This window comes from Stenotrophomonas indicatrix (assembly GCF_050573115.1).
Taxonomy (GTDB): domain Bacteria; phylum Pseudomonadota; class Gammaproteobacteria; order Xanthomonadales; family Xanthomonadaceae; genus Stenotrophomonas; species Stenotrophomonas lactitubi_A.
Map to the genome: position 1 here is coordinate 171,853 of NZ_JBNYZT010000005.1, position 25,311 is coordinate 197,163.

Below are 25,311 nucleotides of genomic sequence, written 5' to 3' on the forward strand. Positions count from 1 at the left end.
CGTTCAGCCGTGTTCGAAGCGCAACGGTGCGGTGCCCATGGCGGGGTCGCTCGTACCAGGGCGGCCATCTTCGGCACGACCGGCAAGACGTTGCTCGACGCCCTCCGAATGCACGATCAGGTCGTACCAGCCTGCGGTCGGTGTCGGGTCCCAGGCCAGTACGGTTTCCGCGCCGGCCACCAGCTGCAGTTCCTGTGCGGGCATGTGGCCCGCGTAGGCGCCGCCCTGCACCTTGACCCTGCGCGCTGAAGGCGATGGATTGCGCAGCACCAGCCGCATCTGGCCATCCGCGCGCTCCACGTGCGCGTGCAACGGCGCGAGCGTGCCAGCGCCGCGATAGTGGCGATGGAATCCATTCGGCCCCAGCAGCCAGAGGTCGTAACGACCCTGTGCATCCAGTGGCCAACGATCCCGCAACGGAGTACCCGGTACCACGGTGTAACGGCGCGGGATGGCGTCCAGCTGCAAGCGGTCGTAGACATGCAGCACGGCCGTGGCGCCATCGCTGGCCAGCTGCAGGCTGAGGCCCTCGCCATCCACCGACGTGGCCTGCACCTGCGGCCGATAGGGCAGTGCCCGCGCCGGACGCACGCCCGGCGCCTGGCGAGCCGGATGCAGGCCATCGGGCAGCGCAGGCACGGTACGGCCGGGCAGGGCGGCGGCGCGCGCTGCGACGGCGGTGACATCCGGCAGCGCCTTGACGAAGGGGCGCGTGTCGCGCTGGGCGAAGTCGAAGGCGTTGCTCAGGTCACCGCAGACCGCACGCCGCCACGGCGAGATGTCCGGCGCGGCCACGCCGAAGCGGCGCTCGATCAGACGCAGCACCGAGGTGTGGTCGTACACCTGCGAGTCGACCCAGCCGCCACGGCTCCACGGTGAAATCACATACAACGGTACGCGCGGGCCGAGACCGTAGGGACGACCGCGCAGCTCGGCGGCATCGTATTTCCCGTCGCCCGGTGCCGGGTTGCGGTGGTATTCGCCCTCGGTGCTGACCGCCGATGCACCGGCCCAGCCATCGCCAAGCGGGGAGGGCGGTGCCGGTGGCGGTACATGGTCGAAGAAGCCATCGTTCTCATCGAACATCAACAGCAGGGCGGTGCGGCTCCACACCTCGGGATCGGCGGTCAATGCATCCAGCAGGCGCGCAGTATAGGCGGCGCCCTGCGCGGGGCTGGACGGCCCCGGATGCTCGCTGCCGGCCGCATCGGCGATGATGAAACTGACCTGCGGCAGGCGGCCGCTGATCGCGTCCTCGCGCAGCTGCGCCAGGCCACGGGTGCTGACGCCGCGTGCGCGCAGCTCCGGGTCATGCCCCGGGTCGCCGCGGTGCGCCTGGCGGAAGGCCTCGAACCCGGCCAGCGGGTTGTCGGTGAAGTTGTCGGCCATGTCCTGGTAGATCTGCCAGGACACGCCGGCCTGCTGCAGTCGCTCGACATAGCTGGTCCAGCGATAAGACTCCGGATGGCCGCCCTGCTCGGGGAAATTGTCGTGCGAATTGGCGATCACCGGGCCGCCTGCGCGGGCCTGGGCATCGTTGTGGCCGGTCCACAGGAACACGCGGTTCGGGTTGGTGCCGGCCTGCATCGCGCAGTGGTAGGCATCGCAGAGGGTGAACGCATCGGCCAGGGCGAACTGGAACGGCATGTCGCTGCGCTGGAAGTAGCCCATCGAATGGTTCTGCTTGGCCTTGGGCCAGTGCGCCATGCGCCCGTGGTCCCACGCCTGCTGTGCATCCGGCCAGGTGTGGGGCGTGCCCTCCACCCGCATGTAGCCGAAGTGCGCGGCGGTATCCAACGGGAAAGGGGCGATCGCGCGTTGGCCGCTGGCATCGGGCTGCAGCCACAGGCTGCGCGGGTGGTCGTCGCCGGGCAGGGGCGGCGCTGGGGCCACGAAGCGGTCGCCGAAACCACGAACGCCCGGCAGGGTGCCGAAGTAGTGGTCGAACGAACGGTTCTCCTGCATGAACACCACGATGTGCTGCAGGTCCTGCAGGCTGCGCGTGCGCGAAGCAGGGGCGATCGCTGCTGCCCGGGCGATGCTGGGCAGCAGCGGCGAAAGGCCGGCGGCGACGCCGGCCTGCAACAGTCGGCGTCGGCCGGTATCGGTCACAGGGTCACACTCACAAGTCCACGCGGAAGGAGATGCCGACGGTGCGCGGGGCGCCGATGAAGGCGTTGTCGCGGCCGTCCACCCCTGCAAGATAGCGCTTGTCGGTCAGGTTGCTCACCACCAGGTTGGCGCCCATGCCCTTCAGGCGCGGCGACAGGCCCTGCAGGTCAAAGCCGATGTTGGCGTTGAACACGGTGGCCGAAGGCAGCTTGTTGACGTTGGCCGCATCCAGGTAGCGCTCGCCGAGGTAGCGACCGGACAGGCCGAAGTTCCAGTTCTCACCCTGCCAGTCGGCCGACACCACCAGGATCTGCTCGGGCTGGCCGATCACCTTGGCGCCGTCGACGATGCCCAGCTGCTTGTCGCGCGCGTCGTTGCCACTGCCCAGGTACTTGGAGCGGTTGTAGGTGTAGGCGGCATTGATGCGCCAGCCATTGTCCCAGCCGTAGCCGAAGGCCGCTTCCAGGCCGTTGCTCTCCACGCCGCCGAAGTTCTCGTAGACGCCGTCGGTCTCGCCGAGGTAGTCGATGCCGCTGACCAGACCGGCCGGCAGGTAGACGATTCGGTTGTCGAACTTGATGTTGTACAGGGTGATTGAAGCGGTCAGCGGCCAGCGGCTGATGCGCATGCCCAGTTCGATGTTGTCGGCGGTTTCCGGTTCGACATTGCGGAAGCGCTGCGGATCGGTTTCACCCAGCACGCCGGAGGGGATCGCCGCGAAGTTCTGCGAGTAGCCGGCGAACAGCTCCATGCCCTCCACACCTGGTGCCCAGGTGAAGCCGGTGGACAGCAGCGGATCGGACTTCGAATCGGACTTCACATTCTCGGCGGCGCCGATCACACGGCGACGCGACTGGTCGACGAAGAACTGCTTTACGCCGAGGCGTGCGCTGAACGGGCCGAAGCGGGCCACGTCCTCGACGTAGTACATCTGCTCATCGACCTTGTACTTGTCTTCGAACTGCACCCAGTAGGGCTGGTGGTCGAAGGCGATATCCTGGCCGACGTTGAGCAGGCGGTGCCAGTCACGGCGCACGGAACGGTCCAGCTTCTCGACCCACAGACCACCGCGGATCGTATTGTCGATCGCGCCGAAGGTCTGCCGCCATTCGACGTCGGCGGTGACGCCCATACGATCGTTGTCGTAGTGGGAATGGCGGTAGGACTGCGCGCCCTGCACATTGCCGGCGTAGCAGTTGGGGTCGTACTCGGCGCTGAAGCCGAGTCGCGGCGTGCAGTTGGCCAGACGCTGGGCGGAACTGCCATCGGGGTTCACGAAGTAGATCTGGCCGCGGTTGCTGCCGCCGTAGACCGTCCTGCCGCCGAGGTATTCCGACTGCGGGCGACCGGCGCCATCGTCGCTGACATCGGCCAGGTACGGCGGCAGCCAGTCACCGCGGCCCTGCATGCGGTGCCCGTAAGCGGCCATCGAGGCCTTGAAACCGTCGCCGCCGTCAAACGCCGCGCGCAGGTAACCGAAGGTGTTCTCGCGCAGTGCGCGCGAACCGGAGCGGTAGTTCTGGTCCAGATACGGAATGCCGGTCAGGGTGCCGACCAGACCATCGCGGTCCGGGTTGGTGGCGAAACCCTTCGGTGAAACGCTGGTGTACTCCGGCTCGTCGGCATCGTTGTAGGACAGGTAGCCGGTCAAGGTCCAGCGGTCCAGTTCGGTGATGAATTTGCCGGCGATGTTGTCGTTGCTGGTGTGGCCGGTGCCATCGATCCAGTCATGCACGCGCGCCGATGATGCGCTGATCCACGCGCGGGTGTGTCCGCCCAGCAGACCGGTGTCGTAGCGTACGTAGTACTTGCGTGCTTCATTGTCACCGGCACCCACCACCATGCGCAGGCGCTGCTCCTGCAATGGATCGCTGGTGAGGAAGTTCAGGGTACCGCCCAGTGCTTCGTTCGAGCGCGAGGAGATATCGGCCGTGCCCTGGCTCACTTCCACCGTTTCCAGATCGAGCGTATCGATGTAGCGGTTGGCCAGCGAGCCGCCGCCATAACCGGAACCGCCATTGGGCAGGCCGTCGATGGTGGTGCCGATCTGCTGGGTATCGCGGTTGGTGACGAAGCCGCGCATGCTGATCTGCGTGCCCCAGACCGACGAGCCAGTGGCATCGGCTTCGCTGACGACCACGCCGGGCACTTCGTTGAGCGCACCGTTGACACTGCTCAGCACGGTCTGCCGGTTCAAGGTTTCCTGGCGCACCGAGGTCTTGGCATAGCTGGTGGCCTGGCCGATCACCTGCACCTGGTCCAGGGTCCGCGCGTCGGCGCTTCGCGTATCGGCGGCATCGCCCTGCGGTGCTTCAGCCAGGGCATCCAGTGCGGGAGCAATCAGCAGGGCAAGCAGCGAGATACGGGGAAAGCGCGCAATCGTTCGCATCGAAACCGGACCTTCAGGGGAGGAAAGTCCGGGAGTGTCGGCAGTGCCGATGACATGGCGGTGACGCGCAGATGCAGGGAGTGTGTTGTGTGACGGCCGGCAACACCGGCGGCGCTCCTCAGTAGCGCGCGTCCTTCGGTTTCGGGTCGCGTGGCCAGTCCTTTGCCTTGCCGGCGAAGTCCGGGCGCGGCTGGTTGATGAAGTAGCTGGCGACATCCACTGCATCCTGGTCGGGCATCACCTGCTGGCCCAGTGGCGGTTCACGGGTCACTGCCGGCGGCATGTTGTGCTTGACGAAGCCAGCGGCCTTGTACAACCGCGCCATGCCGGCACCGATGTTGAAGCTGTGCTCGCCCCACAACGGCGGGAACGCGATATCGCCGCTGGCATCGCGCTGGCCTTCGCCGTTGTCGCCGTGGCAGGCAGCGCACTGCGCGGCATACAGCGCCTGCCCACGTATCGGGTCCGGCATCAGCGTGCTGTCGATCGGCCCTTCGCTGGGCGCGGCCACGCGTGCACCCTCCGGTACCGGGCGGCTGAGCCACGCCATGTACTCCAGCATCGCGCGCATCTCCGGTGCATCCTTGGCCAGCGGCTTGCCGTTCATCGAACGCTGCAGGCAGCCGTTGATGCGCTCGGCCAGACCGATTTCCCTGCCCGGGCGCGGCATGTAGCGCGGGTAGCTGCCACCGCCGGTGTTGAAGTAGTGATTGCCGAACGGTCGCTTGCCCTCGGCCATGTGGCAGGAATTGCAGTTCAGATCGTTGCCGACGTTGTCCGGCAGCAGGCGTGCGGTCTCGTTGAGCAGGCGACGGCCGAACATCACCGCGTCGGCGTTGCCGAGGCTGGCGATCTCTTCGGCACTGGGCACGTGGTACTGGCCCACCACCTGGCCGTGGCCGTCGAGGATGTCCAGGGTCCTTGCCACCTCCGCATCCAGGTCCGGGTACAGGTGCTGGTACAGCAGCGTGCCGGCACCGGCCAGCAGCACCGCAACCACTGCGCTGGCGATCAACGCTCTGGAACGCTTCTTCGAACGCCTCATTGCGCCGTCTCCTGCGGGACCACATGCACCGGCTTGTCACGCACTACCCGGCGCATGCGCGCCACGTCCAGTTCGCTGACCGCACTGGCCTGGTTGCCCCAGCTGTTGCGGATGAAGGTGAGGATGTCGGCGAGCTGCGCATTGGGCAGCTGCTCGAAGCCCGGCATGGTGAACGCCATCCGGTCATGCGGCGTGTGCGGCGTGCGTCCACCGATCAGGGTTACCTGCACCAGCGAACTGGGATCGTCGGCGAACACGATGGAGTTGCCGGCCAGGGCAGGGTAGACCCGTGGCATGCCACGGCCATCTGCACGGTGGCAGGCCTGGCAGTGTTCGGCGTAGGCCAGCGAACCGGCCACCCGGTAGTCGCCGCCGCGCAGTGCGGCGGTAGTGGTGTCGGTGCCCGGCGTCCACTGCGCGCTGCGGCCTTCACGTGCTGGCAGCTGCTTCAGATACCGCGCCATCGCCAGCAGATCGGCATCGGAGAGGTACTGCGTGCTGTGCTCGACCACATCGGCCATGCCGCCGAAGGCCGCGGAACGATCGGTGCGGCCGGTGCGCAGGAACTCGACGATCTCGGCTTCGCTCCAGCTGGCCAGCCCGGTGGCCTCGTTGCGCAGGTTCTTCGCATACCAGCCTTCCAGCACCGAGCCGGACAGGAACTGGCGGCTGCCATCATCGGCCATCGCTTTTTCCTGGAAGGCCAGCCCGCGCGGGGTATGGCAGGCGCCGCAGTGGGCCAGGCCTTCAACCAGTTCGGCGCCGCGCTGCTGGCCGGCATCCAGGGTTGGATCGGGGGTGAAGCTGCGCGGGCGCGCGAACAGCAGCTGCCACCAGGCAAGCGGCCAGCGCATGTTTGCCGGCCACGGAATGGTGCTGTCGGCGTTGTCCTGCCGCACCGGCTGCACTGCACCCATGAAGTAGGCATACAGCGCCTTGATCTCGGCATCGCTGGCGATCACGTACGAGGCGTAAGGCATTGCCGGATACAGCGGCTGGCCGTCATGGCGGACGCCACGCCGCACCGCGCGCTCGAAATCCGCATAGTCGTACGCGCCGATACCGGTATCCGGGTCCGGGGTGATGTTGGTCGAGTACAGCGTGCCCATCGGCGTCTGCATGCCAAGCCCACCGGCGAAGGGCTTGCCGCCCGGTGCGGTATGGCAGGCGGCGCAGTCGGCGGCACGCGACAGATACCGGCCCTGCTCGATCAGGGTCGGATCGTGGATATCGACCTCGGCCTGTTGCCGTGTGGAGAACCAGTACGGTGTGCTGCGGGCGATGCCGTAGGCGGCGGCCAATGTGGCGGCCAAGGCAATGGCGAGCTTGAACGAGGTGCGCATGCGGGCACTGTGGCCATTCGTGCGATGGCGTTCATTGATCCGGATCAATGCTCTGGCCGGTCGCGACATTGTGACAAGCTGAATCGATCCTGCGCTGTCATCAACCCGTCATCCAGCTGCGATAGATGGCATCGGGCGTGACCGCTAACCTGCCACGCTGTCGCACTTTTCCCCTGACTGCCCATGAAGCGCCTGCTGCTGCTTTTGCTGGCGTGCGCCGGCCTGTGGCTGGCTGCATGCTCTTCTTCGATGACCGCCTCGTCCACCTCGCTCAGCGATCGCCTGATCGCGCCCGGTGGCGTTTCGACCCTGCTTGATCAACCGCGTATCGCCGCCGCTGTGGCCGCGCTGCCGAACCGGCATGGCTTCGCCGCGGGCCGTGATGGCGTGCCGATCTTCTGGCGTGCTTTCGATCCGGGCGACTATGGTGCGCGCTATCACTACCTGCCGCAGCAGCACCAGAACGGCCTGCCGCTGGATACCGGGTTGAGCCTGGCGGTACCGCAACCGTTCCGCGCGCAGGCGCCGCGTGGCACCGTGGTGCTGCTGCACGGCTGGATGATGAACGGTGATTCGATGCTGCCGTGGTCGCTGCAGCTGGCCGAGTCGGGCTACCGCGTGGTCACCCTGGACCTGCGCAACCATGGCCAGTCCGGCGCCGGTCCCTCTGGCTACGGCACCTATGAATCGGACGATGTGGTGGATGTCATCGCCGAGCTGCGCGCGCGCGGCGAAGTGACCGGCCCGCTGTACCTGTTCGGTGTTTCCTACGGCGCGGCCACCGCACTGTTCACCGCTGACAAGCTGGGTGACCAGGTGGCCGGCGTGGTGGCGATGGAATCGTTCGCCAATGCCGGCGTAGCGATCCGCACCATGATTCCGCATCTGATGGCGCTGCAGCCGGAAGGCTTGAAGGCACAGGCCATCGCCTCGTATGCACGCTGGCGCTACGGCAGCCAGGACATCAACCAGGTGGTGGCCGCCGCCAGCCGCCGTATCGACGTGGACCTGGACAAGGTGGATGTTGCCCGCGCGCTGGCCGATACCCGTGCCTGCGTACTGCTGCTGCACGGGCAGGGTGACCAGCACATTCCGGTCAGCCAGGGGCGTGTGTTGGCGCAGGCCAACCCGCGAGCGCACTACATCGAGATGCGCGGCGAAGATCACATCACCCTGCCGCTACGGCTGGACCTGCTGGCCGGCGTGGTCGATGACTGGATGGCGCGCGACGAGCACCACCCGAAGACCGCGTGCCCAGCGCCGCAGTTGCCGGCACAGGCCGAGTGGCTGGTGCACGGCGTCGATGCACCAGCAAAGACCCCAGCGCGCAGCTGAGCCTTCAGGGCAGGCGGCGCGCCAGCGAACGTGCCGATGCCGCAACGCCCAGCAGCATCGCTGCCACGCACAGGAAGGCGAACCCGAGGCTGGTGGCATGGGCGAGCGCGCCGATCGCTGCAGGGCCTGCAAGGATGCCGGCGTAGCCCAGCGTGGTGACTGCGGTGATCGCAATGCTCTCCGGCATCGCGCGCTGCTGGCCGGCCATCGAGAACAGGGCGGGCACGATGTTGGCGCAGCCCAGGCCCACCAGCACGTAGCCGACCAGCGCCATCGCGAAGGAGGGCACCAGCGTGGCCAGCGCAAAACCGGCCGCAGCGGTGATGCCGCCAATGACGATGGTGCGGGTGCGGCCAAGGCGCTCGACGATGCCGTCGCCAAACAGGCGCATCGCGGTCATCGCCAGCGTGAACACCGCAAAGCCGGCACCGGCCTGGTCTCGCGGCACCTGCCGCACTTCGGCCAGGAACACCGCACTCCAGTCGAGCATCGAGCCCTCGGCCAGGAACACCACGAAGGCCAGCACGCTGATGAACAGCACGACGCCGTGCGGCACGGCCAGCATCGGGCCGTCATGCAGGATGCGTTGCGGGCGCCAGTGTGGTGCCGACAGCAGGGCTACCAGCAGCATTGCCGCTACAGCAACCAACGACGCCAGCCACAGTGGCGTGCCCAGAACCAGCAGGCCGGTCATGCAGCCGGCGCCGACGAAGCCACCAATGCTGTAGAACGCGTGGAAGCCGGACATCATCGGGCGTCCCGCATCGCGCTCGACGGCTACCGCCTGCATGTTCATCGTGCAGTCCATTGCGCCCACACCCGCACCGAAAACGAACAGCGTCGCGCCCAGTGACAGCGGCGTGGGGGCGAGCGTCAGCAGCGGCAGAGCGAGCAGGATCAACGCCGTGGTGGCGATCATCAAGCGGCGCGAGCCCAGGCGCGCGGTCAATGCACCTGCCAGCGGCATCGCCAGCAATGAGCCAAGCCCCAAGCACAGCAGCAGCCCGCCGAGGCTGGCATCGGACAACCCGGCCTTGGCCTTGGCGAACGGCACCATCGGTGCCCAGGCAGCGGTGGCAAAGCCGGGAATGAAGAATGCAGCGCGGGTGGCGTGCTGTTGGGCGCGGGGAGAAGAAGGCGTCATGCGCGAGGAAGGCTCCAGAGGATCGTCGCCATGAAAACGTTTTCAGAAGTTCCGGGCAAGTGCCATCAATGACATCGAATGTCGAATACGAATGCATTGGTCCGGATGCGTCACCAGTGATTAACGCCATCGGTGGACAGTAGCCCGACGGTCGGCATTCCGCCCGGCCGCTGCCGGAGATCAGCGCATGAGCACCACACCGACCATCCTCCTCGTCCATGGCTTCTGGGGCGGGGCCGCACACTGGGCCAAGGTGATCCTGGAACTGCACCGCAAGGGCCACGACCAGGTGAAGGCGGTCGAATTGCCGCTGACCTCGCTGGTCAACGACGCCGAGCGTACGCGCCGGATGATCCGCCAGATCGATGGCCCGGTGGTGCTGGTCGGGCATTCCTATGGGGGCGCGGTGATCACCGAAGCCGGCAACCAGCCCAACGTGCAGGGCCTGGTCTACATCGCTGCATTTGCGCCGGACAGTGGTGAGAGCCCCGGCGGCATTACCCAGCAGCACCTGCCCGAAGCGGCACCGAATCTCGCCCCGGACAGTGATGGCTATCTGTGGCTGCGTGCCGACAAGTTCCATGAGAGTTTCTGTCAGGACCTCAGCGCCGACGAAGGCTGGGTGATGGCCGTGACCCAGAAGGCGCCGCTGGCCAGCACCTTCGGCGATGCGATCAGCGACCCGGCATGGAAGCACAAGCCGAGCTGGTACCAGCTTTCCAGCCAGGATCGGATGATCGCGCCGCAGAACCAGAAGGCCATGGCCGAACGCATGCAGCCCAAGCGCCTGCTGCAACTGGAGGCGAGCCATGCCTCGCTGGCATCGCATCCGGCCGAAGTGGCAGCACTGATCCTGGAGGCCGTAGCTGCCGTCGACGGCTGACCATCGCCACGGACAGAGCCAGCCCAGACCCAGGCGCCACCCACGACAGCGGGGGCGCAGGAGAGTAAACTCCTGCGCCTGCGGCCCTTGGCCGCCATTTCCCCCCCTTACCCTCGAGCCGCCGCCAGAGGATCCCACCCCTTCGTGGAGGTCCCGTCGTGTCGTCTGTGCCTGTTCGTTTTTCCGTGCTGTCCCTGCGTCGTCGCCCGTTGGCGAACGCCCTTGCCCATGGTCTTCTGCTGACCTCGCTGGCCGCTGCCGGCACCACCTCGGCGCAATCCGCACCGGCTGAAGAGGAGGGCAAAACGCCCTCGCAGACCCTGCAGACCGTGCAGGTCACCGCCAACCAGCTGGGCACCATCACCGAAGGCAGCGGCGCCTACACGCCGGGCACCATCGCGACCGCCACCCGCCTGGTACTGACACCGCGGCAAACCCCGCAGACCATCAGCGTGATCACTCGTGCGCAGATGGACGACTTCGGCCTGGACGGCATCGATGACGTGATGCGGGTGACCCCGGGCATCAGCATCGTCACCTATGACAGTGAGCGCACCGAGTACTACGCACGTGGTTTTGCCGTGCAGAACTTCCAGTACGACGGTATTCCGATGTCGCGCGACTCGGCCTACTCGGCCGGCAATACGCTCAGCGATACCGCGATCTACGACCGCATCGAAGTGCTCAAGGGCGCGACCGGCCTGCTGACCGGCATGGGCGATCCCGGCGCGACCATCAACCTGGTGCGCAAGAAGCCGGGCAAGGAATTTGCCGGCAGTGCGACGCTCGGCGTCGGCCGCTGGGACGACTACCGCGCCGAGGTCGATGTCGGCGGCCCGCTGACCGCCGATGGCCGCGTGCGTGGGCGCGCGGTAGGTGCCTGGCAGGACAAGCATTCCAATCTGGATTTCTACCAGCGCACGAGCAAGGTCGGCTATGCCGTGCTGGAAGCCGATCTGGGCGAACGCACGCTGCTGACCGTGGGTGGCGACGTGCTGGAGAGCGATCCCAAGGGCTCGACCTGGGGCGGCATTCCGTTGCTGGACAGCCAGGGCAATTTCAATGACATGCCGCGCTCGTTCAACAACGGCACCCGCTGGAGTGGCTGGCGTCAGTACGTGCGCACCGGCTTTGCCACGCTGGAACACACGTTCGACAACGACTGGGTGGCCAAGCTGCAGCTCAACCACCAGGTCAACGGCTACGATGCCGCGCTGGCGGGTGCGGCCGGTGGCAATCCCGATCCGGTCACCGGCGAAGGCGTCTCGTTGTGGCTGGGCAAGTACGTCGGCAAGACGGTCAGCAACGCTGCCGACTTCTATCTGAGCGGCAACTTCGGTCTGTTCGGCCGTCAGCATGAACTGGTGGTCGGCGGCAGTGCGTCGCGCAAGCGCTGGACCAACACTGGTTATTCGCCGCAGCCCGGCTATCCGACCGCCGTTGCCGACTACAACAGCTGGAAGGGGGATATCCCGGAACCGGAATGGCAGCGCGGTTATGGCAACAATGAAGTGACCCGCGAGAACGGCCTGTACGTGGTCGGTCGCTTCGATGTGGCCGACCCGTTGAAGGTGATCGTTGGCAGCCGCCTGGCCAGCTACCGTTCGCCGCAGACGCGCGAGACCGGCGTGTTCGTGCCGTATGCCGGCGTGGTCTACGACCTCGGCGAGCACTATTCGGTCTATGCCAGCTACAGCACCATCTTCAAGCCGCAGGGTGAGCGCGACGAACAGGGCAGGACGCTGGATCCGCTGGAAGGCCGCAGCTATGAAATGGGCCTGAAGGCGGAGTTCCTCGACGGCCGCTTCAATGCCAGCGCGGCACTGTTCCAGCTCGATCAGGACAACTTCGCCCAGCCGACAGGCGGCAAAACGCCGACCGGCGATATCGCCTATCGCGGATTGATGGGGGTGCGCACCAAGGGCTACGAGCTTGAGTTGTCCGGGCAACTGGCCGAGGGCTGGCAAGTGCAGGGCGGCTTTGCGCACAAGATCGCACGCCAGGCCGGAACCAAGGTGTCCACGCTGGAGCCGGAGAACCAGTTCAGCCTGCACACCAGCTACCGCCTGCGCGGCGACTGGCAGGGCCTGACCGTTGGTGGCGGCGCGCGCTGGCAGGATTCCACGTTCGGCAACATCACCAACCCGGCCAGTGGTGCGTCGGTGGTTCATCGCACCCAGCCGTACTGGCTGCTGGATGCCATGGCCCGCTACCAGTTCAACGATCGCCTGTCGGCCACCGTCAACGTCAACAACCTGCTGGACAAGCGCTATTACACGATCTTCAGCTGGTACAGCACCTACACCTGGGGCGAGCCGCGCAACGTGCGGCTGGCGGTGACGTACAAGTTCTGATCGCGCTGCGACATGACATGCCCGCGATGCCGGACGGCATCGCGGGCGTGTGGGTTACAGCGGCAGGTCGAACACCAGCACTTCGGCGTCGTTGCCGTTTTCCAGGGTCAGCTGTGCCTCGTCGCTGACCTGCAGGGCGTCACCCGCTTCCAGGGTGATGCCGTTGACCTGCAGCTGGCCACGCGCCACCTGCACATACGCGCCGCGGCCGGCAGCCAGGGCGTGATGCAGCTTCTGCTCGCCATCGAGGATGGTGGCGAAGATGCGCGCATCCTGATGGATGTGCAGCGAGCCATCGGCGCCATCCGGCGAGGCGATCAGGCGCAGCTGGCCGCGCTTGCTCTCCGGCGTGAAGTGGGTCTCCTCATACGACGGCGTGATGTTCTCGGTCTGCGGAAAGATCCAGATCTGCAGGAAATGCACCGGATCGGTGGCCGAATGGTTGAACTCGCTGTGGCTGACGCCGCTGCCGGCGCTCATGCGCTGCACGTCGCCGTAGCGCAGCACCGAACCGGTGCCCATCGAGTCCTTGTGTTCCAGTGCGCCGCCCAGCACGTACGAGACGATCTCCATGTTGCTGTGGCTGTGGGTGCCGAACCCTTGGCCGCCGGTCACCTTGTCTTCGTTGATGACCCGCAGCGGGCCGAAGCTCACATAGCGGGGGTCGTAGTAGTTGGCGAACGAGAAGGTATGGCGCGAGGACAGCCAGCCATGCTCGGCCAGGCCACGGGTAGCGCTCTTGCGGATCTGCAGCATGATGGAATCTCCTTGTTCGATGATTTCGATGGGGCGGAGTGGGTTGGTAACCACTGCGTTTCCCCGTTGAAGAGAAGTATCCGCTTGCACCTTGGGTTTGAAAAACGGATAGTTTTGACAGCCATCATCGAAAATTTCGAATGCTCAAGCTCAGCCTCGATGCCCTGCAGATCCTGGACGCGATCGACCGCCGAGGCTCCTTTGCCGGCGCCGGCAAGGCCCTGCACAAGGTGCCCTCGACCATTTCCTACACCGTGGCCAAGCTGGAAGAGGACCTTGGGGTGCAGCTGTTCGACCGGATCGGCCCGCGGGCGGAGCCGACCGAAGCCGGGCGCGCGTTGCTGGAGGAGGGCAGGCACCTGCTGCGTGCGGCACGGGAGCTTGAGCTGCGGGTACGGCGGGTAGCCTCAGGCTGGGAGGCTGAATTGACCATGGCGGTGGATTCGGTGTTTCCGACCTGGCTGCTGGGGCCGGATATTGCTGCCTTCCGCGAGGTGGCGGCGCCGACCCGATTGCGCCTGTTCGGCGAGGCGTTGTCCGGCACCTGGGAAGCGCTGCTGGACCGGCGTGCCGACCTGCTGGTGGGCGCGCCCGGTGAGGGCCCCAGTGGCGGGGGCTACGTGGTCGAGCCGCTGGGCAGCGTTGATTTTGTGTTTGCCGTGGCGCCGAGCCATCCGCTGGCGACCGTGCCGGGTGTGCTGGGCCGCGAGCAGTTGGCGCCGTATTGCGCGATCGCGGTATCCGATTCGGCACGACGCCTGCTGCCACGCACCGTGGGCCTGTTGATGGGCCAGGAGACGTTGACCGTGCCGGACATGGCCAGCAAGTTGAAGCTGCAGTGCCAGGGGCTGGGATTCGGCTTCCTGCCCGAGCCGTGTGCGCGGGCGGCGGTGGCGCGCGGCCAGCTGGTGATCCGCGAGGTCGAGGAGCACAAGCCGGAGGAGACTTTCTGGCTGGCCTGGCGCACTGGCGAAGATGGCGCGGCCCTGCGCTGGTGGCGCGAGCGCCTGCGACGGCCGGAGCTGCTGGCACAGTGGTGGCAGACGATGGCAGAGGGGTAGGGTTCGGCAGGGCTGCGCCCTGCACCTGCCGAATCGACGGCAACAGCCAAAGCAAAAGCCAAAGCAACAGCGGGCATTCCGTGGGATGGCGGGGTGGGTCCGGTTGCGGGGGACGCCGTGAATCCGTCCATGGAGGCTTGGGCGCGCCATCCATGGCGCTTACACCCCCGCAACCGGACCCACCCCGCCTTCGACAGTTTCCCGCGATCTGTCGGAATGGCATGGCCTGCTCTTGGCCTGCTCTTGGTGGGTGTCGACCTTGGTCGACACGTAGATCCACGCCATGCGTGGATGCTCTTCGTTCAATTGTCGAAATATTCGAACTTGATGGAGTCATCCACGCGTGGCGTGGATCTACCAGATCGCGGCGATCTGTCAGAGGTGGGGCGGTATGGGTAGGCAGGACCGTTGGCGCCATGGATGGCGCCATCGAGCCCCCATGGATGGGTTTACGGCGTGTCCTGCCTACCCATACCGCCCCGCCACCCACGGAATGCCTGCTTCTGCTGTTGCCGTTGCCGTTGCTTTGGCCTCTGCAGGTGCAGGGCGCAGCCCTGCCAAAAACACAAAAAAAACAGCAGGCCGAGGCCTGCTGTTTCGGTGTAATGGTGCGCCCGGAGAGATTCGAACTCCCGACCGCCTGGTTCGTAGCCAGGTACTCTATCCAACTGAGCTACGGGCGCCAATTACATAAACTTGTTGTGTTGATCGTGTGTGGTGCGCCCGGAGAGATTCGAACTCCCGACCGCCTGGTTCGTAGCCAGGTACTCTATCCAACTGAGCTACGGGCGCGCGGTACACAATCAACTTACTTCTCTATTTTACTGCACTTCCAGCGGCGGATGCTGAAGGTCTGTCGAGTGGTGCGCCCGGAGAGATTCGAACTCCCGACCGCCTGGTTCGTAGCCAGGTACTCTATCCAACTGAGCTACGGGCGCCCTGCGACAGGAGCGGAATTATGCGGATGTCGACGCGAGTCGTCAACGCTTTTGTGAAAATTTTCACCCAACTGAATGAAAAACGCCTCTGCGACAGCCTCCGGGTGTTTCATCCACGCGAAGTGGTCAGCTCGCGTACCTAGGTCCCGCGCAGAAAGCACGCGCACCTGTGAGGCGACATTCGGCAGTTTCGCCAGCAGCGCCTGCATTGATCCGATGGGCGCCAGCCAATCGTTTTCCATCAGCACTGCCTGCGCACTGCCATGCACACGCGCCATCTGCGCGTCCAGATCCTCGTCCATGCCGACGGCGGCGTAGTGATTGTTCAGCCCTACGCGCGCCCAGTCGGCGATCAATCCACGTGCTTCGGTGCCGCCGAAGCCCAATTGGCGCCCGTGCAGCACGCCCTGACGCCGTGCGATCCATGGCAGGAAGCGATAGATCAGCGGCAGCAACCAGTCGCGTGGTGGAGGGAACGTGCGCCAGAACGGTGTACCGCTGGCGGCCAGCCACAATCGATCAAATGCCTGCGGCTGGCGCCCGGCGTGTACGCAGGCCAGCTGACCGCCCAGGCTGTGACCACCGATGATCCATGGCAGCACGTTCTGGCCAGCATCTGCATCGGCGAGCAGGGCCTGACTGGCCGGAAGATCGTGGTCGAGAATCTGCCTGTAGCCCCAATCCTCGGTGCGCGACGGGCGCAGCGAGCTGCTGCCATTGCCGCGCCATTCGTGCAGGTAAACCGCCACGCCCTTGGCTGCCAGTGCCTGCGCAAGCGGCAGGTAGTGACGCGCGGCCACACCCAGCGCCGGCAGCCACAACAGCCGCGCTAGTGGCTGTGCAGGCACGCAGGCGATGACCTCGTAACGGTGGCCATCGCCGCTGTCCACGGCGAGTGCGTGTGGCGAATCGCTCATGCGTGTGGTGCCGCGCCGAAGTGGTCGAGTACCAGCACCTCGCTGCGGCCGGGCGCATAGCCCTGCTGCAGCCCGCGCGCCACGTAATCGATGCCGGCTTCGCAGGCATTGGCCAGGCTCAGACCGTTGCACAGCTGCGCGGCGATGGCCGAAGCCAGCGTGCAGCCCGTGCCGTGCGCATCCAGTGGCAGGCGGGCATGACTGAATTCTTCGCTGCTGACGCCATCGAAGTAACGGTCGACCACGCGGTTGCCTTCGTGCAGGTGACCGCCCTTCAACAGCACCGCACCGGCACCCAGATCAAGCAGTGAGGCGGCGACCTGCTCCGCGTCATTGCCATTGGCGATGCTGTGGCCCACCAGCAGCTCAGCTTCCGGTGTATTGGGGGTGACCAGGGTGGCCAGTGGCAGCAGCCGTTCGCGCATTGCCTGCAGCGCGCTGTCCTCCAGCAGGCGAGCGCCGCTGGTGGCGACCATCACCGGGTCGAGCACCACGTGCGGTGGTCGATGGCGTTCCAGGGCATCGGCCACAGCGTGTATCACCTCGGCGTTGGCGAGCATGCCCAGCTTCACTGCGTGGATGTCGAAGTCGTCGAAGCAGGCCTCGATCTGCGCGCGCAGGAAGTCGATCGGCGGCACGTGCACGGCGCTGACGCCGCGGGTGTTCTGCGCGGTCAGCGCGGCGATCACTGACAGGCCGTGCACGCGATGCGCGGCGAAGGCCTTCAGGTCTGCCTGGATGCCGGCGCCGCCGCCGGAATCGGAGCCGGCGATGGTCAGGGCGGAAACGGGGGTGGTCGGGCTCATGCGTTGATTGTGCCGTGCTGCCCAGTGTGGGGGTAGTGCCGGCTGGGTTGCACCCAGCACCCGCAGAAGCAACAGCAACGCCAGGAGCAACGGCGGTATCTGGGGGAATGCGGGGCGGTGTCGGATTGCGGGGACGCCGCAAGTACGTCCTTGTAGGCTTGGCAGCCGCATCCATGCGGCTGACACCCCGCAATCCGACACCGCCCCGCCTTCGACAGCTTCCCGGTGACGGTCAGTAGATCAACGCCATGCGTGGATATCGCGGAAATGATTGGATGAGCATCGTAGATCCACGGCATGCGTGGATGACGCCATGCTCAGCGCCGCCAGCGTGCCCACTGCTGGTAGAACACATAGCCCAGGCCGGTCAGTCCGGTCAGCAGGGCAGGGGCGAGCAGGGCGTCGTACTGCCAGCGCACGAACAGCCAGGCGCCGAGGACGCCGCCTGCGAGGAAGCCGCTGATGATCAGGCCGCTCAGGGTCAGGCGTCGTATCTGCAGCGGTAGTCCGCGCAGCAGGTGGCCGAGGCCAATACCGAGATCGGTGAACATGCCGCTGAGATGGGTGGTGCGTACGACGGCACCGCTGAAGGTGGTGGCCATCGCATTCTGCAGTCCGCACGCCATCGCGGCTGCCAGTGCGCCCCAGATCTGATGCTGCTTGAACAGCGGAATGGCCGCCAGCAGCAACAGCGATTCCAGCGCCAGTGCTACGCCGTAGCGGCGGCCCAGCTGCAGTGCGCTGTCCTGGATCAGCAGCCCGCTGACCATCGCGCCCAATGAAAACGCGATCAGCAGACCCCACAGGTGGCCGACCGCGCGCCAATCACCTTGCGCCAACGCCATGCCGAGCTGGCTGGTGCTGCCGGTCATGTGGCTGACCGCCTGGTGTTCAAAACCCAGGAAGCCGACCACATTGACCATGCCGGCCACGCACGACAGAGCGACCGCGCCGATCCAGACCCAGGTGGGCAGGCGGATTCCCATGGCAGGCCCTCAGGGCCCGCCGAAGCCGCCGTTGAACTGCAGCTCGTTGAAGGTGCCGCTGGCCGGATCGAAGACCGCGCCCCAGAACTGCGCGCCACCGTCGCAGACCCGCACCGCTTCGCGGGCGGGTCGCAGACTGTTGTCTTCAGGCAGGTGGAACGCGTTGATATAGATCACCCGCTTTCCGTCCAGTTCGATGCCCACATACTGGCGGTCGAAATCCATGACGCGCGGCACCTGCGCTTCCAGCGATGCCAGCTTCGCTTCCAACTGGTCCACCTGCTGCCGGCTCGGTGCCCAGTAGCCGCTGACCCGCCCGGCCTCGCGGCCGGGACTGGGTCGCGAGCAGGTATCGAGTACCTGCGCGGCGATGATCGGGCGGGTGACCACCCAGGACTGGCCACTGCGTTCGGTGGTCGGCACGCTGGCCGGTCCCTGCGTGGTCGCGCAGGCACCGAGCAGCGTGGTGATGGCGACCGCCATCGATGGCAGCAGCAGACGGGTGCAACGTTTCACAACACCTCCGACGCGTAATCAGCCAGCCGCGAGCGTTCACCACGACGCAGCGTGATGTGCGCGCTGTGCGGCCAGTTCTTGAAGCGATCCACCGCATAGGTCAGGCCCGACGTGGTTTCGGTCAGGTACGGGGTGTCGATCTGTTCGACGTTGCCCAGGCAGACGATCTTGGTGCCGGGGCCGGCACGGGTGATCAACGTCTTCATCTGCTTGGGCGTCAGGTTCTGCGCCTCGTCCAGGATCAGGTAACGTGACAGGAACGTACGGCCGCGCATGAAGTTCATCGAACGGATCTTGATGCGGCTGGCGAGCAGGTCGTTGGTGGCCTGGCGGCCCCAGGTGCCGCCTTCCTGGTTGTGCGTCAGCACTTCCAGGTTGTCGGTCAACGCGCCCATCCACGGCGTCATCTTCTCTTCCTCGGTGCCGGGCAGGAAGCCGATGTCCTCACCGACGCTGACCGTGGCGCGGGTCATGATGATCTCGCGGTAGCGCTGCTGGTCCATCGTCTGCGCCAGGCCGGCGGCCAGCGCCAGCAGTGTCTTGCCGGTACCGGCGGTGCCGAGCAGGGTGACGAAGTCGATTTCCGGGTCCATCAGTGCGTTGAGCGCGAAGTTCTGCTCGCGGTTGCGCGCGCTGATGCCCCACACGGCATGGCTGCCGTGGCGGAAGTCATCGACCAGGGACAGCACCACCTTGCCATCGCCGACGATCTTGCTGACACGCAGCTCGACCTCGTCTTCGCCCGGCAGGTAGACGTACTGGTTCGGGTACCACTCTTCGCCGTCCTGGGCGAGCACTTCGTAATGGGTGCGGCCCTTGTCGCTCCAGCTGCGCAGATCGTCGCCGTGGCGCTTCCAGAAGTCTTCCGGCAACTCGGTGGCGCCGGTGTAGAGCAGGCTGAAATCGTCCAGTGCACGATCGTTCTCGTAGTCTTCCGAAACGATCCCGGCGATGGCCGCCTTGATCCGCAGGTTGATGTCCTTGGAGACGAACACCACCGGGATTTCAGGGGTTTCTTCCTTCAGGGCCAGGATCGCGCCGAGGATGGCGTTGTCCGGGATGACCTTGCCAAAGCTCTTGCCCGCGTCGAAATGACTGGTCTGGAAGCGCAGCTTGCCCACGCTCTGTTTGCCGCGCAGCTGCAGGCCCTGCGGCCGCTGCAGCGGAATGCCCTCGGCCAGGTTGTCCAGGCCCGAAGCCTGCACCAGCTCGTTGAGGAAGCGGCTGACCTGGCGCGCATTGCGGCTCGCTTCGGTCGTGCCCTTCTTGCCGTTGTCCAGCTCCTCGATCACCTGCATGGGCAGGTAGACATCGTGCTCCTCGAATTTGAACAGCGCGGTGGGATCGTGCATCAGCACGTTGGTATCCAGCACGTAGATGCGCTTGCCTCGGGTCATCATCGGTTCCTGGTTACGGACAGGGAAAAACCACCACGACCTGCTGCAGGGCAGGGTGGTGGCTGACAAAGTGGGCGATGGGACTCACTTGGAGGGATTGGCCTTCAGTTCGGCAAGCACGGCGTCGGCATGGCCGGCGACCTTGACCTTGCGCCATGACTGCACGATGCGGCTGTCGGGGGAAATCAGGAAGGTGCTGCGCTCGATGCCACGTACCTGTTTGCCGTACATGTTCTTCATCTTGATGACGTCGAAGGCAGTGCACAGCGCTTCGTCGGCATCACTGACCAGCGGGAACGCGAAGCCCTGCTTGGCACAGAAGTTGTCGTGGGACTTCACCGAGTCGCGGGAGACGCCAAGCACGACTGCGCCCGCCTTCTTGAAGTCGGGCAGCAGTGCGTTGAAGTCGATGCCCTCGGTGGTGCAGCCCGGTGTGCTGTCCTTGGGGTAGAAGTACAGCACCAGCCACTGGCCGGCGTAATCGCCGAGGGTGGCCTGGGCGCCGCCGGACAGCGCCAGCGGCAGGGAGAGGGTGGTGCTGTCCAGGGTATCGCCGTTGTTCATGAGGTCCTTCTGTCGAGCCTGGGTTCTTTCTACGACAATTGCATGAAACGCCACGCGCCCGTGAGGAGCGCGCGAAAAATCAGGGTTTCAATCAGAACTTCATCGGGTCCATGATCGCGTCCAGGTTCAAGTGGTCGCAGAACTCGAGGAAATCGTCGCGCAGGGCAGCGATGTGCATGTTGGCCGGCACGCCGATGGTGACCTGTGCGCTGAACATTTCCGCACCGGTCTGCATGGCGCGGTAGCGCGTGCTCTGCAGGGTTTCGATGGTGATGCCCTGGCGATCGAAGAAATCGGCCAGCTGGAACAGGATGCCCGGCTTGTCGGCGGCGATCACCTCGACGATGTACGGCAGCAGGTTGGACTGCGCCTGCTTGGCTTCGGTGCGGTACCAGACCAGCTTCAGGCCTTCCTCGCGCTCAAGCCGGGTCAGCATCGCTTCCAGCTTGGCGACCGAATCCCAGGAGCCGGTGGCCAGTGCGGTCACCGAGACATCGCGGCCCACGGTGGCCAGACGTGCATCCACCAGATTGCACCCGCTGTCGGCGATGCGGCGGGTGACGGACAACAGGGGGGACTCCGGATGCGTCGTATAGGCGTTGATCAGGAGGTGGTTTTCGCTCGGCGCTGGGCGCGGGGTGGTGTCGGTCAAGGCGATTCCGGGTAATGCATGCGTTAGTCTGAATGCCCGCCAGAGGCGGGGATCCACCGGTGTCCAGCATACTTGCCCGTGCTTTCGCGCCGCAAGTAACATTCAGATCGCCCCCGCCCTTTCGTGGCGGGCGTTTTCCCTCCCCAGCCAAGAGCAGCACGTCCTTGTCCCTTTCCGGCCTCATCACCGCGCTGGCGACCCCCTTCCGGGCCGACGGTGCACTCGACCCCGACGGTTGGCAGCGCCTGCTGCACCTGCAGCTGGAGGGCGGCGTCCAAGGCGTTGTCGTTGCCGGCTCCACCGGCGAGGCAGCCACCCTGTCCGATGCGGAGTACGACCAGCTGCTGGCCAGCGCCGTCGAGCGCATCGCCGGCCGCGTTCCGGTCCTGGCCGGCACCGGCCTGTCCGGCACCGCCAAAACCATCGAGCAGACCCGCCGCGCCGCCGCGCTGGGTGCCACCCACGCGCTGGTGGTCACCCCGCCGTACGTGCGGCCGACCCAGGCTGGCCTGATCGCGCATTACCGCGCGGTGGCCGAGCAGGGGGGATTGCCGGTGGTGCTGTACAACGTGCCGGGCCGAACCGGTTGCGACATGCTGCCGGAGACCGTGGCGGAGCTGGCCAGCCATCCGAACATCGTCGGCATCAAGGAAGCGGTGGGTGACACCGGCCGCGTGCGTGCGCTGCTGGACCTGCGCAGCCCGGCCTTCGCCGTGCTTACTGGTGATGACGGCACTGCCGCACGTTCGATCCAGGCCGGCATGGACGGCCTGATCTCGGTTGGCTCCAACGTGCTGCCCGGCGCCTACCGCCGGATGTGCGACCTGGCCGCTGCCCATGACCATGAAGCCGTCGAATCCTGGGATGCGCGCCTGCAGCCGTTCCATGACTTCTGCGGTGTCGAATCCAACCCGATTCCGGTCAAGGCGCTGTTGCGTCGGATCGGCATCGGTCACGATCTGCGCCTGCCGCTGCTGCCGCTTTCGGCTGCACATGCGCCTGCCGCCGACCATCTCGCCGGCGATATCGCCGCCCTCGAAGCCCTTTCCAGCCACTGACCTTCCGTCTTGGTCTGATCCAGGAGATTCACATGCGCCAATCCGTTTCCGCCGTCCGCGTGCTGTCCTTCGCGCTCCTTGCCGTCGCCACCGCTGCCGGCACCACCGGCTGCTTCAAGCGTGGCGTCAAGGGCGACTATGCCCTGGCCCCGGAAGTGCGTCCGCTGGAAGTGCCGCCGGACCTGAACCTGCCGGCAGGCGCCGGCAACAACCAGGTGCCGACCCTGAGCTCGGCGACCAAGCCGGCCACCCCGGCTGCCGCCACCCCGGCGGTCAGCGCCACCGGCTTCACCATTGCCGGCACCAAGGAAGACGCCTTCGCCAAGGTCGGTACCGCCCTGGAAGGCGTGGAAGGCCTGACCATCGCCACCCGCGCGCAGCTGCTGGGCTCGTACGACGTGGCCTATGAAGGCAGCAACTTCCTGGTCCGCGTGGTCGCTGTCGACGCCGGTGCCTACATTTCCGCAGTCGACCCGCGTGGCCTGCCGGCTACCGCCGCTGCGCCGGTGAAGCTGATTGCCGCGCTGAAGGCGAAGCTGGCCCCGTAATGGCCAGTCTGGTGGGTACGGACCTGCGGGTTCGTACCTGCCGTGGTGGAGGCCGACCTTGGTCGGCGCTTGTGTGCCAACCAAGGTTGGCGCCTACCAGGGCCAGAACAGGAAAGGGCGCCCTGGGCGCCCTTTTCATTGCCTGCAGGTTGGTGCCTGCCGTGGTAGAGGCCGACCTTGGTCGGCGCCTGTATGCCAACCAAGGTTGGCACCTACCAGAGCAGCGATGCCGGCGCCTCAGCGCTCCAGCAGCTTCAGCTTGTCCGGCTTGCCGTCCCACTCGCCGGCGTCGGCTGGCGGATCCTTGCGCACGGTCAGTACCGGCCACGCCTTCGCCAACTCGGCGTTGAGGGCGACGAAACCTTCCTGGCCCGCGGGAACATCGTCTTCCGGGAAGATCGCGTTGACCGGGCACTCGGGCTCGCAGAGGGTGCAGTCAATGCACTCGTCCGGGTCGATCACCAGGAAGTTCGGGCCTTCGTGGAAGCAATCCACGGGGCACACTTCCACGCAATCGGTGTGTTTGCACTTGATGCAGTTTTCGGTGACGACAAAGGGCATGGGTAGGGGGCGAATCGCTTACTGAACCTGCCAATTCTAGAACAGGTTGGCCCCCGGTGTCGGTCGCCGTGTGAAAGTGGGCCGGATTGGTGCCCGGAACGCCCATTTGGCGGCATGCCCACCCTGTGCGACGCTGCCGAGGTCGCCGGCCCGCTTCGGTCGGCCCCCTTCCTTGCAGGATCCTTCATGTCACCAGTCCAGCCCGGTGCCGCCTCCAACGGCGGTGAGAACACGGCCTTCATCGTCCTGATCAGCTGCGCCGCCACCCTCGGCGGCTTCCTGTTCGGCTTCGATAGTGGCGTCATCAATGGCACCGTCGACGGCCTGCGCCAGGCCTTCAACTCCAGCGAAGCCGCGCTCGGCTTCGAGGTCGCCTCGATGCTGCTGGGGTGCGCAATCGGCGCGTTCGCAGCCGGCTGGCTTGGCGATAGGCTGGGGCGCCGCGGCGTGCTGATCGGGGCGGCCGTGTTGTTTCTGGTGTCGGCGCTGGGTGCCGGCGCCGCACATGCGTCCTGGCTGTTCGTCTGCGCACGCGTGCTCGGTGGATTCGCCGTTGGTGCGGCCAGCGTGATGTCGCCGGCCTATATCGCCGAAGTCGCGTCGGCGCGCTATCGCGGCCGGCTGGCGACCGTGCAGCAGATGGCGATCATCTGCGGCCTGTTCGCGGCGTTCCTCAGCAATTATCTGCTGGCCCGGGCCGCAGGCGCCTCGACCGAACCGCTCTGGCTGGGGCAGGAGGCATGGCGCTGGATGTTCTGGATGCAGGCGCTGCCGTCACTGCTGTTCCTGCTGCTGTTGCTGGTGATCCCGGAAAGCCCGCGTTTCCTGGTGATGAAGGGCCGACAGGCGCAGGCGAGGGCGGTGCTTGGCCGCTTGTACGGTGAACGTGCCGCAGCGAACAAGCAGGCCGAGATCGAAGCAAGCCTGGCCCAGGACCAGCACAAGCCGCGTTTCGGCGACCTGCTCAACAAGGCCACCGGCAAGCTGCGTCCCATCGTCTGGGTCGGCATCGGCCTGGCGATGTTCCAGCAACTGGTCGGCATCAATGTGGTGTTCTATTACGGCGCCGTGCTGTGGCAGGCGGTGGGTTTCTCCGAAAGCGACGCGCTGCTGATCAACGTGTTGTCGGGTGCGCTGAGCATCGGCGCCTGCCTGCTGACGGTGGTGCTGATCGATCGCATCGGCCGCAAGCCGCTGCTGTGGGTCGGTTCGGTCGGCATGTCGGTGGCCCTGGTGCTGATGGTGGTCGCCTTCGCCAGTGGCAGCCTGGCCGATGGTCGCCTGCAGCTGTCCGACGGCATGGGCCGGTTGGCGCTGGTAGCGGCCAACGTCTACGTAGTGTTCTTCAACATGTCCTGGGGCCCGGTGATGTGGGTGATGCTGGGCGAGATGTTCCCGAACCAGATCCGTGGCCCGGCGTTGGCCGTGGCCGGTGCGGCGCAGTGGACGTCGAATTTCGCGATCACCGTGACCTTCCCGATGCTGCTGGCCGGCATCGGCCTGGCCGGTGCGTACGGCATCTACACCGTCGCCGCGATCCTCTCGATCATCTTCGTCATCCGCTACGTACGCGAGACCAAGGGCAAGGAACTGGAGCAGATGGAAGGCTGACGTGTGTCTGGCTTCGGTTGCATTTCGTCGGCGCCTGATTGTCGTCGATAGCGAAGGCGGGGCAGCCCAAGTCGGGACACGCCGTAAACCCATCCCTGGGGGCTCGATGGCGCCATGCATGGCGCCAACGGTCCCGGCTTGGGCTGCCCCGCCTTCGCGCCCGGTCATGCGGCTTCGGCGGATGCTTCAAAGCCTGGTGCCGAGTCTGTTGCGGCCGCCGTCGCGGGAAATTGTCAGGAGGGGGCGGGCCACCCTTTCCTGGACCGTTGGTGCCAAGGGTTCGGCGCATGCGCCGGACGGGCTGGGCAGGACGCCCAGCCCCGGTCTTGCCGAGT

The 25,311-nt window shown here is 66.0% G+C and carries 21 protein-coding genes and 3 tRNA genes; 7 read left to right on the top strand and 17 right to left on the bottom strand.

Annotated elements, in window-relative coordinates; genetic code table 11:
• Positions 1-3: 3 nt before the first annotated feature.
• The 4 genes from ACQ5SA_RS13540 to ACQ5SA_RS13555 form a co-directional block, all read right to left on the bottom strand.
• Positions 4-2,112, bottom strand: coding sequence for a phosphocholine-specific phospholipase C (locus tag ACQ5SA_RS13540; RefSeq protein ID WP_499314465.1), 2,109 nt, complete (start codon positions 2,110-2,112; stop codon positions 4-6).
• 10 nt (positions 2,113-2,122) lie between these two features.
• Entirely contained in the window at positions 2,123-4,501 is a 2,379-nt protein-coding gene (locus tag ACQ5SA_RS13545) for a TonB-dependent receptor (protein WP_353099350.1), read from the bottom strand.
• A 118-nt stretch (positions 4,502-4,619) separates the two neighbouring features.
• Complete coding sequence (locus ACQ5SA_RS13550) at positions 4,620-5,546, bottom strand: c-type cytochrome (protein WP_353099349.1); 927 nt, start codon at positions 5,544-5,546, stop codon at positions 4,620-4,622.
• Positions 5,543-6,889 carry a c-type cytochrome gene (locus ACQ5SA_RS13555; protein WP_353099348.1) on the bottom strand — a complete coding sequence of 449 codons (1,347 nt, stop codon included), beginning with the start codon at positions 6,887-6,889 and terminating at the stop codon, positions 5,543-5,545. Before ACQ5SA_RS13555 ends, ACQ5SA_RS13550 begins: the two co-directional genes overlap by 4 nt.
• A gap of 183 nt (positions 6,890-7,072) precedes the next feature.
• Here ACQ5SA_RS13555 and ACQ5SA_RS13560 point away from each other — a divergent pair, with 183 nt between their 5' ends.
• Positions 7,073-8,224 (top strand): alpha/beta fold hydrolase, encoded by a 1,152-nt coding sequence (locus tag ACQ5SA_RS13560; protein ID WP_353099347.1) that lies wholly within the window; start codon positions 7,073-7,075, stop codon positions 8,222-8,224.
• Between the two features lie 4 nt (positions 8,225-8,228).
• On the opposite strand, the gene ACQ5SA_RS13565 is transcribed toward ACQ5SA_RS13560, so the two are convergent.
• Positions 8,229-9,368: an MFS transporter gene (locus tag ACQ5SA_RS13565; protein WP_353099346.1), complete on the bottom strand. Its 1,140-nt coding sequence runs from the start codon at positions 9,366-9,368 to the stop codon at positions 8,229-8,231.
• 187 nt (positions 9,369-9,555) lie between these two features.
• On the opposite strand from ACQ5SA_RS13565, the gene ACQ5SA_RS13570 reads away from it, so the two are divergent.
• Entirely contained in the window at positions 9,556-10,251 is a 696-nt protein-coding gene (locus tag ACQ5SA_RS13570) for an alpha/beta hydrolase (protein WP_230112447.1), read from the top strand.
• A gap of 158 nt (positions 10,252-10,409) precedes the next feature.
• Positions 10,410-12,605: a TonB-dependent siderophore receptor gene (locus ACQ5SA_RS13575; RefSeq protein ID WP_499314468.1), complete on the top strand. Its 2,196-nt coding sequence runs from the start codon at positions 10,410-10,412 to the stop codon at positions 12,603-12,605.
• Between the two features lie 54 nt (positions 12,606-12,659).
• Here ACQ5SA_RS13575 and ACQ5SA_RS13580 read toward each other — a convergent pair whose 3' ends face one another.
• Entirely contained in the window at positions 12,660-13,361 is a 702-nt protein-coding gene (locus ACQ5SA_RS13580; protein ID WP_180167564.1) for a pirin family protein, read from the bottom strand.
• A 140-nt stretch (positions 13,362-13,501) separates the two neighbouring features.
• On the opposite strand from ACQ5SA_RS13580, the gene ACQ5SA_RS13585 reads away from it, so the two are divergent.
• A complete protein-coding gene (locus ACQ5SA_RS13585) occupies positions 13,502-14,422 on the top strand; it encodes a LysR family transcriptional regulator (RefSeq protein ID WP_499314470.1) in 921 nt (306 codons plus the stop codon).
• A 606-nt stretch (positions 14,423-15,028) separates the two neighbouring features.
• Here the strand turns inward: ACQ5SA_RS13585 and ACQ5SA_RS13590 are convergent.
• The 10 genes from ACQ5SA_RS13590 to ACQ5SA_RS13635 all read right to left on the bottom strand — a co-directional run bounded on the left by ACQ5SA_RS13590 (position 15,029) and on the right by ACQ5SA_RS13635 (position 21,198).
• Positions 15,029-15,105: transfer RNA gene (locus tag ACQ5SA_RS13590), tRNA-Arg, on the bottom strand.
• Between the two features lie 32 nt (positions 15,106-15,137).
• Positions 15,138-15,214 (bottom strand) — tRNA-Arg (locus ACQ5SA_RS13595).
• 69 nt (positions 15,215-15,283) lie between these two features.
• Positions 15,284-15,360, bottom strand: a tRNA-Arg gene (locus tag ACQ5SA_RS13600).
• Positions 15,351-16,277: an alpha/beta hydrolase family protein gene (locus ACQ5SA_RS13605; protein ID WP_499314472.1), complete on the bottom strand. Its 927-nt coding sequence runs from the start codon at positions 16,275-16,277 to the stop codon at positions 15,351-15,353. Before ACQ5SA_RS13605 ends, ACQ5SA_RS13600 begins: the two co-directional genes overlap by 10 nt.
• Positions 16,274-17,083: a bifunctional hydroxymethylpyrimidine kinase/phosphomethylpyrimidine kinase gene (gene thiD / locus ACQ5SA_RS13610; protein WP_499314474.1), complete on the bottom strand. Its 810-nt coding sequence runs from the start codon at positions 17,081-17,083 to the stop codon at positions 16,274-16,276. Before thiD ends, ACQ5SA_RS13605 begins: the two co-directional genes overlap by 4 nt.
• Positions 17,084-17,400: 317 nt before the next feature.
• Positions 17,401-18,069, bottom strand: a complete 669-nt coding sequence (locus ACQ5SA_RS13615) for a YoaK family protein (RefSeq protein WP_499314476.1) — start codon at positions 18,067-18,069, stop codon at positions 17,401-17,403.
• Positions 18,070-18,078: 9 nt separating this feature from the next.
• Complete coding sequence (locus ACQ5SA_RS13620; protein ID WP_353101872.1) at positions 18,079-18,585, bottom strand: hypothetical protein; 507 nt, start codon at positions 18,583-18,585, stop codon at positions 18,079-18,081.
• Positions 18,582-19,982 carry a PhoH family protein gene (locus ACQ5SA_RS13625; RefSeq protein ID WP_100552169.1) on the bottom strand — a complete coding sequence of 467 codons (1,401 nt, stop codon included), beginning with the start codon at positions 19,980-19,982 and terminating at the stop codon, positions 18,582-18,584. Before ACQ5SA_RS13625 ends, ACQ5SA_RS13620 begins: the two co-directional genes overlap by 4 nt.
• An 84-nt stretch (positions 19,983-20,066) precedes the next feature.
• Positions 20,067-20,546, bottom strand: coding sequence for a peroxiredoxin (locus ACQ5SA_RS13630; protein WP_230112519.1), 480 nt, complete (start codon positions 20,544-20,546; stop codon positions 20,067-20,069).
• Between the two features lie 91 nt (positions 20,547-20,637).
• The gene (locus ACQ5SA_RS13635; protein WP_025879444.1) at positions 20,638-21,198 is read right to left on the bottom strand and encodes a glycine cleavage system transcriptional repressor; all 561 of its coding nucleotides are present in this window, start codon (positions 21,196-21,198) and stop codon (positions 20,638-20,640) included.
• A gap of 164 nt (positions 21,199-21,362) precedes the next feature.
• Between ACQ5SA_RS13635 and dapA the strand changes: the two genes are divergently transcribed.
• Both dapA and ACQ5SA_RS13645 read left to right on the top strand, forming a co-directional pair.
• Entirely contained in the window at positions 21,363-22,256 is an 894-nt protein-coding gene (gene dapA / locus ACQ5SA_RS13640; protein ID WP_478032961.1) for a 4-hydroxy-tetrahydrodipicolinate synthase, read from the top strand.
• A 32-nt stretch (positions 22,257-22,288) separates the two neighbouring features.
• The gene (locus ACQ5SA_RS13645) at positions 22,289-22,804 is read left to right on the top strand and encodes a hypothetical protein (RefSeq protein ID WP_353101696.1); all 516 of its coding nucleotides are present in this window, start codon (positions 22,289-22,291) and stop codon (positions 22,802-22,804) included.
• 237 nt (positions 22,805-23,041) lie between these two features.
• On the opposite strand, the gene fdxA is transcribed toward ACQ5SA_RS13645, so the two are convergent.
• Positions 23,042-23,365 carry a ferredoxin FdxA gene (gene fdxA / locus ACQ5SA_RS13650; RefSeq protein ID WP_049411316.1) on the bottom strand — a complete coding sequence of 108 codons (324 nt, stop codon included), beginning with the start codon at positions 23,363-23,365 and terminating at the stop codon, positions 23,042-23,044.
• 186 nt (positions 23,366-23,551) lie between these two features.
• Here fdxA and ACQ5SA_RS13655 point away from each other — a divergent pair, with 186 nt between their 5' ends.
• Entirely contained in the window at positions 23,552-24,976 is a 1,425-nt protein-coding gene (locus ACQ5SA_RS13655; RefSeq protein ID WP_353101694.1) for a sugar porter family MFS transporter, read from the top strand.
• The last annotated feature ends 335 nt before the right edge of the window (positions 24,977-25,311 follow it).